This window comes from Bacillus sp. S14(2024) (assembly GCF_050473785.1).
In the GTDB taxonomy this organism is placed as follows: domain Bacteria; phylum Bacillota; class Bacilli; order Bacillales; family Bacillaceae_G; genus Bacillus_A; species Bacillus_A yunxiaonensis.
This window is the reverse complement of the sequence record NZ_JBFLUP010000006.1, coordinates 4,176,612-4,191,023: the sequence shown is the minus strand read 5'-3', so window position 1 is coordinate 4,191,023 and position 14,412 is coordinate 4,176,612. Positions and strand designations below refer to the sequence as shown.

The following is a 14,412-nucleotide window of genomic DNA, read 5'->3' as shown; positions in this document are numbered from 1 at the left end:
CACTGTGGCAAAAGAAATTACGATGATTCAAAAAACGGTTGTAACAGAAGAACAAAAGAAGCAACAGGCTTCTGAGGAATTATTACAGCAATTAGGAGAGAATCAACAGGCAATTGAAGAAACGATTCATTTGCTAGCACAGCTTCAAAAAGCTGGTTTGTTAGATGCTGCAGTGAGCTTGTTGGCAGCGAAAGAAGATGTTTCGAAAATTGCGATCGAACAACTAAACCGTGAACCAGTAAAAAATGCATTAAATAATATGATGGGTGCAGGAGAAGCACTATCTTCAGTAGACCCAGAAGTGACTAAGCAAGTAACATCCAGTTTAGTTACAGGTTTACAATATGCAACAGATGAATTAAAAAAAGGTCAGAAAACAAGTGTAATGGATTTCTTTAAAGTATTACGAGATCCAGATATAAATCGAGCAATTACATTTGGATTTAACTTTTTGAAAGCATTTGGTCAAGAACTAGAAAAGAAGAACTAATAAGAAAAATAGGCTGCTAGCTAAATACTAGTAGCCTATTTTTTGTATAGAGAGATTTGTACTAAATTGTTAGTAGTGTAAATAGGATGGTAGAAGGATACAACAAAGGAGGCTCGGAATGGAACGGTATCGTATCATTGGGAAAAGTGTTAAGCGAAAAGAAAGTGCCGATAAGGTAACGGGAAGAGCGAAGTATATTAATGATGAAATAGAGGTTGGCACGCTATACGCAAAACTTCTTACGAGTACATATGCGCATGCTTATATTAAGAGTATAGATATTCGTGAAGCGAAGAAAGTACAGGGCGTACATGCTGTGATAACAGGAGCTGATTATCCTATTCTTGTCGGTTCAAGCATCGTTGATCGTCCTCCGTTAGCCTTTGAGAAAGTACGATATTTTGGTGAACCTGTTGCGCTTGTTGTAGCGGATAATGAAGCGATTGCAAGAGAGGCAACGACACGGATCCGTGTGATATATGAAGAGCTTCCGGCTATTCGTTCGCCCTTGCAGGCCTATAACGAATCAAACATATTAGTACATGAACATGTGGAACAATATGACTTAGAAGACAAAGTATACCCAAAGCCGCATACAAATATCGCAAATCGGACGAAAATCCGTAAAGGTGATATTCAAAAAGGATTTACTGACAGTGATGCGGTTGTTGAAGAAACATTTTCTTTTCGGCAATCCGATCATGCGGCAATGGAAACACGGTGTGCTAGGGTAGAAATTAAGCCTAATGGAGACGTTATTGTTCATTCTACTTCGCAGGCTCCTTTTGAAATAAAGAGGCAGTTAAGTAAATCGTTTCAAATTGATGAAGGGAAAGTCATTGTATACGTGCCGTTAGTTGGAGGCGCATATGGGGGGAAAACAGCGGTACAACTTGAATATTTAGCATATCTTGCTTCAAAAGCAGTAGGGGGAAGACGAGTTACTCTTCGAAATAGTAGGGAAGAAGATTTTATTACGTCTCCTGTTCATATCGGTTTACAAGCAAAAGTAAAGCTTGGATGCACAAAAGATGGAAAGCTACAAGCAGCCGAAATTTTGTATTTATTTGACGGCGGTGCTTATGCTGGTCGGGCAGTAAAAATGAGCCAGGCGGCTGGACTGGACTGCACAGGCCCATATGCTATCGAGAATGTTTGGTGTGATTCGCTTGCTATGTATACAAACCATACATATGCAACGTCGTTTAGAGGTTTTGCGCATTCGGAGTATACGTTTGTAATGGAACGAACGATTGATATACTTGCTCAGAAGTTAGGGATGTGTCCGCTTAAATTTCGCCTGAAAAATGCGATTAGACCAGGAGATACAACACCGACACAAGTACCTGTCACATCAAGTAATACGGGAGACGTGACAGCGTGCCTACAAAAATTAAAATCGCTTATAAATTGGGAAGCGGGAAATAAAGTTGTTCTATCTAATGGCATGGTACGTGCAAAAGGGATTAGCTGCTTCTGGAAAAATTCCACTACACCAAGTAATGCCGGAGCAGGTGCTGTGTTAACCTTTAACGGTGATGGCAGTGTCAATATTAATTGCGGTGCTGTTGAAATTGGGCAGGGAACAAAAACGGTGCTCACACAAATGGTTGCAGAGAAAATGAACATGAATACTGATGATGTACATGTAATGATGGAGGTAAATACACAAGTTTCTCCAAAACATTGGAAAACAGCAGCGAGTCGAACGACACTCCTTGTTGGAAATGCGGTTGTAATGGCTGCAGAAGATGCAATGAGACAGTTGCGACAAACGGCTTCAAATTTACTTGGATACCCCGTGGAAGAATTAGAGATTGCAGGAAAACAAGTCTATGTCAAAATGAATCCGACTATGTATGTACCTTTTTCGAAAATTGTGTTTGGATATGTAGATTCAAATGGAAATGTAAAAGGAACTGAAGTGGTGGGGAGAGGTAGTTACGTATCTGAGGGACTTACAGAAATTGATTATGAGACAGGGAAAGGCAGACAAGGACCTGAATGGGGAGTAGGAGCGCAAGCAGTAGAAGTGGAGTTTAATCCTAAAGACTATACATACCGATTGTTGAATGCTGTAACAGTTGCAGATGCGGGAACAATTTTAAATAAAAAGGGAGCAGAGACGCAAATTATGGGAGCCATGAGTATGGGGCTAAGTTTTGCAACGCGAGAAACATTTCACTATGATGCAAAAGAAAGGAACTTGAATCATCAGTTTCGTTCTTATAAAGTCATCCATTATGGACAACAGCCAAAGTATATAGTGGACTTTGTAGAAGTACCGCATGAGCAAGCTGCATTTGGCTCTAGAGGACTTGGGGAACATGGAATTATTGGCATGCCGGCAGCTTTAGCGAATAGTCTATCAATTGCGGCTGGTATTTCATTGCGAAACTTACCGCTTACTCCAGAATTACTTTGGAAAGAGACGCAAAAAAAGGATGGGATTGAATGATACCATTTGATTTTGAGTATTATCGTCCGAATTCTATTCAAGAAGCAATTCAGTTATTTCACCAGCTAGATAAAGAGGGAAAGAAGCCGCTTTACTATGGAGGCGGCACAGAAATTATTACGATGGGGCGTTCACAGCGAATTAGAACAAAAGCTGTTATTGATATAAAAGATATTCCGGAATGTAATGTTTGTGAATGGAAGGACGACAAACTTATACTTGGTGCAACATTAACGATAACGAGTGTTCAAGAAGCGCAAATCTTTCCGCTTCTTGGTGAAACTGCAGGCCGGGCTGCGGATCGTACAGCAAGAAATAAAATTACGATTGGTGGAAATGTTGCGGGAAGGATTAAATATAAGGAGGCAGTGCTGCCTTTTTTACTAGCTGATAGTACATTTATCATTGCAGGGATAGAGGGGATTCGGTATGTACCTGCTCATCGAGCCTTTGTGGAAAAATTACAATTACAAAAGGGTGAGTTTCTTGTACAAATCATTACAGAGAAGCGGTATGTAACATCGCCATATTATAGTGTGAAAAAACGGCAACTTGAAAAAATTGATTATCCTCTTGTGACAGTTGCAGCGATAAAATATGGTGACGAAATTCGGATGGCGTGCAGCGGCTTGTGTGTTTTTCCGTTTCGTTCATTTAGGATGGAAGCGGATTTAAATAATAAGCATATTCCATTTGAGGAAAGAATTGAACGAGCTCTAACCCATACGCCTGCTCCTGTATTAGATGATATAAGAGGCTCGCATGCCTATCGGACATTTGTATTTCAATATGTACTTCATGATATGCTGATCAAGCTTGAAGGGATGGGAGAATCATGAGGGACGTCCAACTTATTTTGCATGTAAATGGCGAAAGACGAGAAGTAGTTGCCAGGATGGCTGATACGCTGCTACATATATTACGTTATGAACTTGATTTAACAGGAGCGAAGCCTGGCTGTGAAAATGGTGATTGTGGTGCTTGTACAGTTCTTGTTGATGGGACACCCATTAAGTCTTGTATTATGTTAGCTGTTGAAGCAGTTGGAAAGCAAGTTACAACGATTGAGGGATTACAAGGAGCACCCATTCAACGAGCTTTTGAAGAGAAATGGGCTTTCCAGTGCGGGTACTGTACACCAGGATTTATTATGAATTGCCACGGACTTGTGTCGCAAAGGCCTGATGCAGATGATCGAACGATTGAGGAATGGTTAAGTTCTAATATTTGCCGATGCACAAGTTATCAAGAAATTGAAGAAGCTGTAAAGTCTGTCTTACAAAAGCAGCGAGGAAATTCATAATGGCTTCCACATATGATGTACTAGAAGCGCTTTTATGTTGTGAAAAACGCTGTGCGTTAGCGACGATTATTCATGTTGAAGGATCGGCATATAGAAAAGAAGGAACGATAATGCTTTTCCGAGAAGATGGTACAAAAGTAGGAATGCTAAGCGCAGGTTGCATAGAAGAAGAGCTTTTCTACTATGCAACAGATGTTATGGAGCATAACACTTGGGCGATCCATACATTTAATACGAAAGCAGAAGATGATTTGTCTTGGGGAGTAGGATGTAATGGTGTCATTCATGTATTAGTGGAGCATATAGATGATAACTATAAAGCGATTTTACAAGAGTTATATATTCACCTTACAAATGGTTCCTCCGCTTGGATGGTGAAAAATCTTTCCTTAGAGCAAACTGCACTTATATATAACAATGGTAATACGCGTGGTAATTGGGAAGGATTTATTCCGCAGGCAACTGACTTGAAAAATGGTTTACAAGATGACTATTATAGCCAACATTTTATACCAAAGCCCCGCCTATTTATTTTTGGCGCAGGAGAGGATGCAAAGCCACTCGTTCGTTTTGCGAAGGAAACGAGCTTCTTTGTATCAGTTTGCGATTGGCGGGAGGCCTTATGTAATACTGATCAATTTCCACATGCTGATGCATGTGTAGTTGGTTTTCCAGTAGAAGTGATACAACAACTTTCATTATATCCAAGTGATTTTCTTGTAATTATGACGCATCATTTTGAAAAAGATCGACAATTACTATCTCTCTTATTAGAAAAAAATGTTCGTTATATAGGTGTTTTAGGACCCCGTCATCGTACAGAGCGCTTATTAGAAGGGAAACCAATCCCTCATCATCTCCATTTTCCAGTTGGAATTTCAATTGGTGCACAAGGTCCAAGTGAAATTTCCATTAGTATCATGGCTGAAATCATCGGGCAGTTGCGGGGAAAGTGAGATGAACATCATTGGTATATACTTGGCGGCTGGAAATAGTAGACGAATGGGACCGGGAATACATAAACTTTCTCTTCCTTTACATAATGAACCACTAGGTAATGCAGCCCTCAAAACTGCCTTGTCCTCAAACCTCTCCGATATTATTATTGTCACGAATGACGCGAGTTGGGTTTCACAATCATTACGATATGAGAACTTGCACATTCTTTCTTGTTCCCATTCTAGCCAAGGACAATCACATTCACTTCGCTGCGGTGTTAAGAAAGCAATGCATATGAATGCCGATGGAATTGTTGTCTTACTGGCTGATCAACCCTTTATTAAAACAGAGCTAATTAATGAATTAATAGATTGTTATAAACAAAATGAAACGGTCCATTATGTAGCAGCAAAGTATCGCGGAATTGTAAGACCGCCTGTTTTATTTGCAAAGAAAGTATTTCCTTATTTGCAAAGATTAAAAGGTGATCAAGGAGCTCGTACTATTTTTCAAGAGTCATTTGTAAAGGGCATAACGATACCATATGAAGAAGCGGCCTTTTTTTATGATGTGAATAGTTGGAGTGATTATACGAAAATTATAAAGTGATGAATATATTTGGTACAAGAAAATACACAAAAAATAGTCAATGATAAAAAAGCCTTAGAAAAAATTGAGCAACGAATCGAACAATCTTATATAACAAAAAAACTAGCCTAGTAATGGCTAGTTTTTTATTCATTCACTAGTTGACGAAAAATTCAATTATTTGAAGATATTCTTCTTTCATATATATTTTTTAGATGTTCCCCAATACATTTATTTTTGAGAGGATGATAATATTAGCATATCCAAGTTTGGTAAATTTCTCATACCAGAGCCTTGAATTTCTTTCATTTTATTAGTATCAATAATATGGATTGTTCGATCAGAAAGTTTAATTATTCCATCCTTATTCCACTTTTGGAAAATTTTATTTACGGTAATACGAGATGTGCCAATGTAACGGGCAAATGATGTTTGATTAATGGTAAACTTACCGTTTTCATTAACAAGCTTTAGTAAATAGTGTGCCATTTGTTGTTCAACAGGGCTATCAAGAAAAGCAATAATCTCTGCCAACAATCTGAATTTATAAATTAAGGAATTCGTAAATATAGTCGCTGCATTTGGGTGTTCTTTACATATTCTTGTTAATGCTTCATCGGAGAAATGATACAAAACTGAAGGAGATGTTGTGATTGCGGTAGTTAAATAGACTTCTTTATTAATTCCATTCTCCCCAAACAGCATACCTTTCGGAACATAGTTAACGGTACGCTCTTCTCCTTTATCGGATAGAATTGTAATTTTTATTTCTCCTTTGCTTAAGTAATAAAATCCTTTTCCGTCACTTCCCTGGTGGTAAATAACTGTATTTTCTTTCACCTCGATAAATTGTCCATATTTTAAAAATGAACTCCATGCGTAGCGAAGATTTAACATTTGACACCCTCTTTTGATAAATAATGTGTTTTTCCTTTAGGTAATGCAACAGAAATTTTATATTTCAACTAATTATCCACTTTTTATCTCTGCCAAAGTGGATAATTAAGGAATATATACGAAATGAATGTTAGAGGAAAAAGTTTTGCACTATATGCGTTAAGTACAATTGTCTATGAATTGATAACATAGTTTCTTAATAAATCTGGATTTGTAATTATAAATTTTCGCTTATGAATGTCTATTATATTTTCTTTCTGCCATTGTTTTAATATTTTGTATACAGTTATCCGTGTTAAGCCTGTACACTTCACGAGATCTTGTTGTGTTAGAAGAACTTCATAATTTTTAAATTCATAACAAATATTTAGAAGGATTGAGGCAATTTGTTTCTCTGCAGAATGCGTGTTTAAATGAATTTGCTCAGTAAGAAGGTGCATTTTTTGGATTACCGTTTTTGTAAAAAGGTTTAATAACGTTGGATGTAAGCTTATGAGTTCTTGGAACTTCTCATAAGAAAAATAATAGAGTATGGAGTCTTTTGCTGTTATAGCCGTTGTAAAGTGAACCTGTCGATCCATTGTTTGGACACCTAATAACTGGCCAGGGACTACGATATTTAATATACGGTCACTTTCCTTTATTGTAGAGGTAATCACTTTAACTAAGCCCTTATGAACATAGTAAAAGCCATCTCCGATTGTACCCTGCTCATATACCACTGTTTTTTCTTTGAAAAATTGCCTAGTTCCAAATTTTAAATACTCATTCCAATTAATGTGATTATTAAAGAACATAATCATAGTATTCACTCCTGGAATATTTATTTTTGAAAATTAGGAATATTCACTCTGGATCTATCAGCACTGTCCCCCTCTTTATAAGGAAATAGAAGTAATCGGCACCATAATATTTCGTTATATTAAATTGATTTTCTATGAATATTTTTTGATGGGAAATCTACTTCACATATAATTGGTAGCGCTTTCTTTTTTGAGGGTTTGATTACCTTTTATAGGATAAGACTCTTTAAATCATTCCTATCATACCTGCGCTGAAAAAAATTAAAAAATGTTAAATACTTTACACTAGTTTAAATTTAAATGTATTTAAAATCAATATAACACAGATTATTATCTGAAAAATCAATAAAATGTTAACTGGATTACAGTGATCCAGATGATTCATCACTATAATATGCCTTAGGTAAGCAATAACAATTGAGATCTGTAAAAAATTATGAAGGAAGTGACAACTGAAAGGACATTAAAAGCAGCTTATCAATAATTTACGGAATCTTCAGTGTGATTATCGAGCGAGAATTTAAGTTAATCTTGTTTAAAGAGGATATTATTTGAAATCAAAGAGATGAAAAGATATAAAACTATAAAACTAGGAGGATTGTTATGGGAATCCGTACAGGTGATCAATATATTAATGCTGTAAAGTCTCGAAAACCAGAGGTATGGCTTGCAGGAAAAAAAGTTGAAAACGTGTTTGATGAGCCGGTATTAAAGCAAACAGTGCTAGAAATCGCAAAGCTATATGATATGCAACATGATCCGGAATATCAAGATCAGATTACCCACATCTGTGAAGAAACTGGAGAAAGAGTGAACAATGCGTTTTTGGTTCCAAAAAACTATGAAGATTTAACGAAACGCAGAGCGGCATTTGAAGCTTATGCAAAGGCTACTTTTGGTTTAATGGGAAGATCTCCGGACTTTTTAAACATAGTAATTACCTCAATGTATAGTAATTCTGACTTTTTTGAAGGATACAATAAGCAATGGGCTGAAAATATACGCAAATATTATCGCTATGTTCGCGATAATGATTTGTTTTTAACGCATGCCATTATCAATCCTCAAAATGACCGAAGCAAATCTTCTCATGAGCAACAGGATATGTTCACTCATTTAGGAGTCGTTGAAGAGACGTCTGAAGGACTTGTCGTGAGAGGTGCTAAATTTTTAGCTACACTTGCTCCTGTCACAGACGAAGTTATTATCTATACCTTCCCAGGATACAAACCTGGTGATGAACGTTATGCGCTATCATTTGCGCTGCCAATTGATACGCCAGGTCTTCGAATCATTTGCCGTGAACCGATGCAGGATGGAACCCGTCCGTTGTTCGATCACCCATTAGCATCACGCTTTGAAGAAATGGATGCGCTATTAGTCTTTAAGGATGTTTTAGTTCCTTGGGATCGAGTATTTATTTATAACAATGTGGAAGCCGCAAACCTTCTTTATCCAAAAACAGGAATTGCACAGCAGCCAGCGCATCAGTCTGCAGTGAGAGGGCTCTTAAAACTTCAATTTGCTACGGAAGTAACATGCAGGTTAGCTGATTCAATTGGAGTAGATGGATTTTTACATGTTCAAGAAAGCCTCGGGGAGTTACTCCAAGCTGTGGAATCCATAAGGGCATTATTGCGTGTTGCAGAGTATGAGTATGAGATTACCCCTAAGGGTGAGGCTATGCCAAATTGGGTGCCTCTTGAAACGATTCGTGGCTTATTGCCAAAGATGTATCCGCGTGCCATTGAACTGATGCAAACCATAGGGGCTGGCGGATTATTGTTGTCTCCAACTGGTGCTGATTTTGAAAGCCCGGAATTGAGAGAAGATATGGATCGTTATTATGTTGGAAGAGCGGGCGTATCTGCAACAGAACGTGTAAGCGTATTCAAGTTAGCTTGGGATTTGTGCGGCGAGGCTTTCGGTCAACGATTACTTCAATATGAACGTTATTATACAGGTGACCCAATCCGGAAAAAAGCTATATTTTACAATTCAATTAAACGTCAGCGTACATTTGATATGGTTGATGACGCATTACAAGTAAGTAAATTGAAAGAAATAGTAACAAATAAATAGATATAGAGTTTATCTGCAAATATATGAAGTTTGTGCTCATGATTCAAATCGAAACAGCTTTTAATCCCAAGAGGAGGCGGGGATATGGAAACGCATGTAAATGAAATTTTAAGGTTACCTGGATCGGTGATAGCAATTGGCGCTTTTGATGGAGTTCATCAAGGGCACCAAGCTGTGATTAGAGAAGCGGTGAAAAAAGCTAGGATTCTAGGGGTACCAAGTGTGGTGTATACTTTTGATCCGCCTCCTCGACATTGTTTCCAAGGGGCACGTATTTTGACACCAGTTCCAAAAAAATTGATTCGATTGGGACAGTTGGGAATAGATCATGTAATCATTGCAAGGTTTGATGAATTATATGCTAGTCGCCATCCTCTTGATTTTATTAAAAATTTAATGAATCTGAATCCTTTAGAAATCATGGTGGGAGAAGATTTCCGCTTTGGGAAAAACAGAGAAGGGGATATAAATCTTCTGGCACAGCATTTTTGTGTTCAAATTGCTCAACCTGTTTGTTGTTCAGATGGAATTCTGATTTCGTCTACTAGAATACGTCAATTGATTTCTAAAGGAGACATTAAACAATCTTATTCTTTATTAGGATGGCCGCTTGGAAGCTAAGGTTTGAAAGAATTAAGAATGTGCCATAGTATTGTCCATCGTCGTTATGATGAAGGGGGACTTATCAACATTACCTGGTGATTGAAAATCAATTAAAACCAATTGCTGGTTACTTCCGCGCCTATGTGGCACCGGGCTCTGTTTACGCTCATACCGACCATTTCAATAAGCAGAATGAAATAGTAGATGAGGAAGTATTAAGCAGAATTGCGGATTTGGCTAAAGAAGTAGTATGGATGCAAAAAGGATTAAAGAATAATACATTAGCTCTGTTGTAATGCGTCTGAATGGTAATTTGGTTTTTAATTTTGTAAACGGGGGATTCCAATGCCTATTGTTGAACTGAAAATTATCGAGGGTCGAGATCAAGAAGTAAAAGAACGTTTGATTGAAAATGTAACACAAACGGTATCTGAAACGTTAGCGGTTTCTCCTGAAAGGGTTAGGGTATTAATTTACGATATTCCATCGACACATTGGGCAATTGGTGGAACGACGGTGGAAAAAAGAAGAGGCTGAAAATAGAAAACATTCATCTTTGTTTTCGCTTCAAAATAAAGTGTCAAGAAATACAGCCAATATTAAATGATATGAGGAGTGTATAAAACGATGAAAATGACGAGTGCATTCAAACCGATTCATTTGTGGAAATTTATCGAGGAAAATAAAGATCAGCTAAAACCACCAGTAAATAATAAAGTGATATGGAAAGATTCAGAGTTAATGTTTATGGTACTCGGAGGTCCGAATAAACGACGTGATTTTCATGTAGATCCCTCAGCGGAAATTTTCTATCAACTACAAGGGGATTGTTACGTTGAAATTATTAATGAAGAAGGAAAGCGAGAAGTAATCACTGTAAAAGAAGGAGAAGTATTTTTACTCCCTCCGAATGTTCCCCATTCCCCGCACCGAGTTGCTGATACAATCGGTATTGTTATAGAACGTAACAGGAATGAAGGGGAATTAGAGGATTTTGTATGGTTCTGCGATGAGTGTGATTCTGAAATGCATCGGGTTAGTGTGCAATTAACTAACATTGAAGTTCAAGTAAAGGAAGCCATCAACCAGTTCAATGGCAGCCTGGAATTACGAACATGCAAACATTGCGGACATGTTATGTCGCCGGAAGCGAGTGAATGGAAATGCGAATAGATTTTCATACACATATTATTCCAGAAAGCTTTCCGGACTTTGCAGAGAAGTATGGAGGGGAACGCTGGCCGGTGCTGCAACGGACATGTACGTGCGGTGCATCTATTATGGTGGGAGGAAAGAACTTCCGCGATGTAACCGATCAGGTGTGGTGTCCTGAAAAACGTATAGCGGATATGGATCGTGAAGGGGTAGACATTCAAGTATTGTCACCGATTCCTGTTACTTTTTCTTATTGGGCGGAGCCGAAGCATGCGGCGGAAATGGCACGAATTCAAAATGACTTCATTGCCGAAACGGTTGCCAAGTATCCCGATCGCTTCGTTGGATTAGGAACGGTTCCGATGCAGGATGGACCAACCGCTGTAAAAGAGATGGAACGCTGCATGAACGAATTACAGCTGCATGGGATTGAAATCGGTACGAATGTAAACGGCCAAAATTTAGATGATCCTTCCTTCATCGAATTTTTCGAAATGGCTGAGAAGTGGGAAGTGCCTCTTTTTATTCATCCATGGGAAACGTTAGGCCGTGATCGAATGCCGAATCATAATTTCATGTATACAGTAGGGATGCCGAGTGAAACGGCTCTTGCTGCGGCGACGTTAGCATGGAGCGGTATCATGGAGAAGTTTCCGAGATTGAAAGTTTGTTTTGCGCATGGAGGCGGATCCTTCCCGTACATACTTCCGCGATTAGATAAAGGGTGGGAAGTATGGCCGCATTTACGGTTGACGACACATCCTCCAAGTCACTATGCAAAGCAGTTTTATTTTGATTCGTTAAATTATGACCCACTAAATATTAAATACATGATTGAGCGTTTCGGACATGAGAAGATTTTCATGGGTTCGGATTATCCGTTTTTGCTTCGTGAAATCGACCCTGGAAAAGTCATCGATGAAACGATTGAATTAACAGAGCAGCAAAAAGCAGATATGCTGGGCGGCAATGCTGCCAAGTTTTTAAATATTGAAAAGAAGAAAAGAGGAGCTGTCTATGCCAACAGTGCAAACGCCGGAGAGTAGATTAAAGGAAATGGGATTAACGCTGTCGCCCGTTCGTTCTGCGGTAGGAAATTACGTGAGCTGCGTACGGACAGGAAACTTATTGTTTACAGCTGGACAGGGTGTTGACCAATATCATGGGAAATTGGGAAGAGATTTGACAGTTGAAGAGGGGTATCTGGCCGCCCGTCAATCGATGCTAAATTTATTGAGTGCTGTTAGCCATGAACTGGGCGGATTAAGCAAAGTGAAGCGTGTTGTCAAAATTCTTGGATTTGTGAATAGTACGGAAGATTTTACGTCTCAGCCTAAAGTGATGGATGGGGCTTCTGACTTGCTTGTGAAAGTATTCGGAGAAAAAGGGAAGCATGGCCGCTCTGCAGTAGGAATGGCTCAATTGCCGAACAATACAGCTGTTGAAATTGAAATGATTTTAGAGATTGAGGAATAGGAGGAGGGATCGTATGAGCAAGATTTTAGAAAATCAAATAAAAATCAAGGATGCAAAGCTATTTATTAATGGCGAATATATAGACTCGATTTCCGGAGAGACATTCGATACGATCGATCCTTCGACCAATCGAAAGTTAGCATCCGTGGCGAATGCAAATGAGCAAGATGTTGAAAAGGCAATTACAGTGGCTCAGCGCACGTTTGAAAGCGGTATTTGGAGCGAAATGCCGGTTGAAGAGAGATCAAAAATCCTTTGCAGAATGTCTGATCTTGTGATGGAAAGAGTCGATGAGTTAGCTATGATTGAAACGCTTGATGTAGGGAAACCAATTAAAGAGAGCCGAGGTTTTGATATTCCTAGAGCGGCATCTAATCTACGTTTCTTTGCCGAAATGGCCAAATATATCAATCACGAACATTATGATCAATCTAAGCACATGAGCTATTCGAAATATGCACCAGCAGGTGTAACGAGCTTGATTATTCCATGGAACCTTCCTTTTATGCAAATGACTTGGAAGGCATCCGCAGCATTAGCTGCCGGGAATACCGTGGTCGTGAAGCCAGCTTCTTATACTCCTCTCAGTGCTGTGATGTTAGGGGAGATTGCTAATGAAGCAGGTCTTCCTCCGGGGGTATTGAATATTATTACAGGTCCAGGTGGGACGGTTGGTACAGCAATGACGACTCACCCTCATGTTCGACGGATTTCTTTCGTTGGGGAAACTACTACTGGAAAAACGGTTATGAAGAATGCAGCTTCCCAGTTAATTCCTGTATCACTTGAATTAGGTGGAAAGTCAGCTAACATTGTTTTTGAAGATGCAGACCTGGATGAGGCAGTAAAAGGTTCAATTGAGGCCATTTTTAGGAATCAAGGAGAAATATGCTTAGCTGGATCTCGCTTATTAGTACAAGAAAGTGTGTATGATAAATTCCTAGAAAAGTTTGTTGAGGCTGTGAGAAAGATTAAAGTTGGAAATCCATTGGATGAAGATACAGATATGGGTGCTCTTGTTTCCCGTGGTCATCTGGAAACAGTGGATAATTATGTACAAATCGGGATTTCTGAAGGTGCGAAGCTTGCTATTGGCGGTAAGCGGGTTGAAGGATTGACTGAAGGGAATTTCTACGAGCCGACTGTTTTCTATGATGTAGATAACAAGATGAGGATAGCGCAAGAAGAAATTTTTGGTCCTGTACTAGTTGTGATTCCGTTCAAAACAGAAGAACAAGCGATCCAAATTGCAAATGACTCTATTTATGGTCTTGCGGGTGTCGTTTGGACAAATGATTTACGGCGTGCTAATCGTGTAGCATCTCGAGTAAATTCAGGATTGCTATGGATCAATTGTTGGTACCATAGGGATTTAAGAACGCCTTTCGGAGGATCGAAGGCGAGCGGAATTGGCAGGGAAGGCGGACGCCATAGCTTTGAATTCTACACTGAAGCGAAAACTATAACAATGAAGTTATAAAGTGAAACTTCCGTCAGTGGGGGTTTTCTTCATCCCCCACTGACGGTTAGTTGAACCAATCGGGCTTTTATGGACAGTTATCCCCCACCTATCTTCTTTGCTTCTCTCTGAATCTTGAGGTGGGGGTCTTACTGCCCG

General features: G+C 38.9%; 16 protein-coding genes and 1 pseudogene. 15 read left to right on the top strand and 2 right to left on the bottom strand.

The features are described 5' to 3' along the window. Positions 1-4 precede the first annotated feature (4 nt). From AB1279_RS21235 to AB1279_RS21205, 7 genes are all read left to right on the top strand, one after another. Positions 5-490, top strand: coding sequence for a DUF1641 domain-containing protein (locus tag AB1279_RS21235; RefSeq protein WP_429760825.1), 486 nt, complete (start codon positions 5-7; stop codon positions 488-490). 118 nt (positions 491-608) lie between these two features. Then, a complete protein-coding gene (locus tag AB1279_RS21230) occupies positions 609-2,948 on the top strand; it encodes a xanthine dehydrogenase family protein molybdopterin-binding subunit (protein ID WP_429760823.1) in 2,340 nt (779 codons plus the stop codon). Next, positions 2,945-3,787 (top strand): FAD binding domain-containing protein, encoded by an 843-nt coding sequence (locus tag AB1279_RS21225; RefSeq protein WP_429760821.1) that lies wholly within the window; start codon positions 2,945-2,947, stop codon positions 3,785-3,787. Before AB1279_RS21230 ends, AB1279_RS21225 begins: the two co-directional genes overlap by 4 nt. Next, entirely contained in the window at positions 3,784-4,251 is a 468-nt protein-coding gene (locus AB1279_RS21220; RefSeq protein WP_429760819.1) for a (2Fe-2S)-binding protein, read from the top strand. The genes AB1279_RS21225 and AB1279_RS21220 overlap by 4 nt, the downstream gene beginning before the upstream one ends. Next, positions 4,251-5,207, top strand: coding sequence for an XdhC family protein (locus AB1279_RS21215; RefSeq protein WP_429760817.1), 957 nt, complete (start codon positions 4,251-4,253; stop codon positions 5,205-5,207). Before AB1279_RS21220 ends, AB1279_RS21215 begins: the two co-directional genes overlap by 1 nt. 1 nt (position 5,208) lies before the next feature. Next, entirely contained in the window at positions 5,209-5,799 is a 591-nt protein-coding gene (locus tag AB1279_RS21210) for an NTP transferase domain-containing protein (protein ID WP_429760815.1), read from the top strand. A 9-nt stretch (positions 5,800-5,808) separates the two neighbouring features. Continuing rightward, a complete protein-coding gene (locus AB1279_RS21205) occupies positions 5,809-5,910 on the top strand; it encodes an FbpB family small basic protein (RefSeq protein ID WP_429752341.1) in 102 nt (33 codons plus the stop codon). A gap of 99 nt (positions 5,911-6,009) precedes the next feature. Here AB1279_RS21205 and AB1279_RS21200 read toward each other — a convergent pair whose 3' ends face one another. Both AB1279_RS21200 and AB1279_RS21195 read right to left on the bottom strand, forming a co-directional pair. Continuing rightward, positions 6,010-6,675 carry a Crp/Fnr family transcriptional regulator gene (locus AB1279_RS21200; RefSeq protein ID WP_429760813.1) on the bottom strand — a complete coding sequence of 222 codons (666 nt, stop codon included), beginning with the start codon at positions 6,673-6,675 and terminating at the stop codon, positions 6,010-6,012. Between the two features lie 173 nt (positions 6,676-6,848). Next, a complete protein-coding gene (locus AB1279_RS21195) occupies positions 6,849-7,478 on the bottom strand; it encodes a Crp/Fnr family transcriptional regulator (RefSeq protein WP_429760811.1) in 630 nt (209 codons plus the stop codon). Between the two features lie 603 nt (positions 7,479-8,081). On the opposite strand from AB1279_RS21195, the gene AB1279_RS21190 reads away from it, so the two are divergent. From AB1279_RS21190 to AB1279_RS21155, 8 genes and pseudogenes are all read left to right on the top strand, one after another. After that, a complete protein-coding gene (locus AB1279_RS21190; RefSeq protein ID WP_429760809.1) occupies positions 8,082-9,560 on the top strand; it encodes a 4-hydroxyphenylacetate 3-hydroxylase family protein in 1,479 nt (492 codons plus the stop codon). An 84-nt stretch (positions 9,561-9,644) separates the two neighbouring features. Beyond that, positions 9,645-10,181 carry an FAD synthetase gene (locus AB1279_RS21185; protein ID WP_429752333.1) on the top strand — a complete coding sequence of 179 codons (537 nt, stop codon included), beginning with the start codon at positions 9,645-9,647 and terminating at the stop codon, positions 10,179-10,181. Positions 10,182-10,237: 56 nt separating this feature from the next. Further along, positions 10,238-10,459 (top strand): annotated as a pseudogene (locus AB1279_RS21180) (NADH-dependent FMN reductase); the annotation flags it as partial. Positions 10,460-10,508: 49 nt separating this feature from the next. Continuing rightward, positions 10,509-10,700 carry a tautomerase family protein gene (locus AB1279_RS21175; RefSeq protein WP_098308999.1) on the top strand — a complete coding sequence of 64 codons (192 nt, stop codon included), beginning with the start codon at positions 10,509-10,511 and terminating at the stop codon, positions 10,698-10,700. 96 nt (positions 10,701-10,796) lie between these two features. Next, the gene (locus AB1279_RS21170; RefSeq protein WP_429761524.1) at positions 10,797-11,336 is read left to right on the top strand and encodes a 3-hydroxyanthranilate 3,4-dioxygenase; all 540 of its coding nucleotides are present in this window, start codon (positions 10,797-10,799) and stop codon (positions 11,334-11,336) included. Continuing rightward, a complete protein-coding gene (locus AB1279_RS21165) occupies positions 11,327-12,364 on the top strand; it encodes an amidohydrolase family protein (protein ID WP_429761523.1) in 1,038 nt (345 codons plus the stop codon). The genes AB1279_RS21170 and AB1279_RS21165 overlap by 10 nt, the downstream gene beginning before the upstream one ends. Next, entirely contained in the window at positions 12,336-12,794 is a 459-nt protein-coding gene (locus AB1279_RS21160; RefSeq protein WP_098309001.1) for a RidA family protein, read from the top strand. Before AB1279_RS21165 ends, AB1279_RS21160 begins: the two co-directional genes overlap by 29 nt. Before the next feature lie 13 nt (positions 12,795-12,807). Beyond that, entirely contained in the window at positions 12,808-14,274 is a 1,467-nt protein-coding gene (locus AB1279_RS21155; RefSeq protein WP_429760807.1) for an aldehyde dehydrogenase, read from the top strand. Positions 14,275-14,412: the final 138 nt, after the last annotated feature.

Excerpts from the sequence above, each read along its gene's own strand:
- AB1279_RS21220 (WP_429760819.1), top strand. The coding sequence starts at position 3,784 with ATGAGGGACGTCCAACTTATTTTGCATGTAAATGGCGAAAGACGAGAA.
- AB1279_RS21225 (WP_429760821.1), top strand. The coding sequence starts at position 2,945 with ATGATACCATTTGATTTTGAGTATTATCGTCCGAATTCTATTCAAGAA.
- AB1279_RS21230 (WP_429760823.1), top strand. The coding sequence starts at position 609 with ATGGAACGGTATCGTATCATTGGGAAAAGTGTTAAGCGAAAAGAAAGT.
- AB1279_RS21165 (WP_429761523.1), top strand. The coding sequence starts at position 11,327 with ATGCGAATAGATTTTCATACACATATTATTCCAGAAAGCTTTCCGGAC.
- AB1279_RS21170 (WP_429761524.1), top strand. The coding sequence starts at position 10,797 with ATGACGAGTGCATTCAAACCGATTCATTTGTGGAAATTTATCGAGGAA.
- AB1279_RS21195 (WP_429760811.1), bottom strand. The coding sequence starts at position 7,478 with ATGATTATGTTCTTTAATAATCACATTAATTGGAATGAGTATTTAAAA.
- AB1279_RS21160 (WP_098309001.1), top strand. The coding sequence starts at position 12,336 with ATGCCAACAGTGCAAACGCCGGAGAGTAGATTAAAGGAAATGGGATTA.
- AB1279_RS21190 (WP_429760809.1), top strand. The coding sequence starts at position 8,082 with ATGGGAATCCGTACAGGTGATCAATATATTAATGCTGTAAAGTCTCGA.
- AB1279_RS21155 (WP_429760807.1), top strand. The coding sequence starts at position 12,808 with ATGAGCAAGATTTTAGAAAATCAAATAAAAATCAAGGATGCAAAGCTA.
- AB1279_RS21175 (WP_098308999.1), top strand. The coding sequence starts at position 10,509 with ATGCCTATTGTTGAACTGAAAATTATCGAGGGTCGAGATCAAGAAGTA.
- AB1279_RS21210 (WP_429760815.1), top strand. The coding sequence starts at position 5,209 with ATGAACATCATTGGTATATACTTGGCGGCTGGAAATAGTAGACGAATG.
- AB1279_RS21200 (WP_429760813.1), bottom strand. The coding sequence starts at position 6,675 with ATGTTAAATCTTCGCTACGCATGGAGTTCATTTTTAAAATATGGACAA.
- AB1279_RS21185 (WP_429752333.1), top strand. The coding sequence starts at position 9,645 with ATGGAAACGCATGTAAATGAAATTTTAAGGTTACCTGGATCGGTGATA.
- AB1279_RS21215 (WP_429760817.1), top strand. The coding sequence starts at position 4,251 with ATGGCTTCCACATATGATGTACTAGAAGCGCTTTTATGTTGTGAAAAA.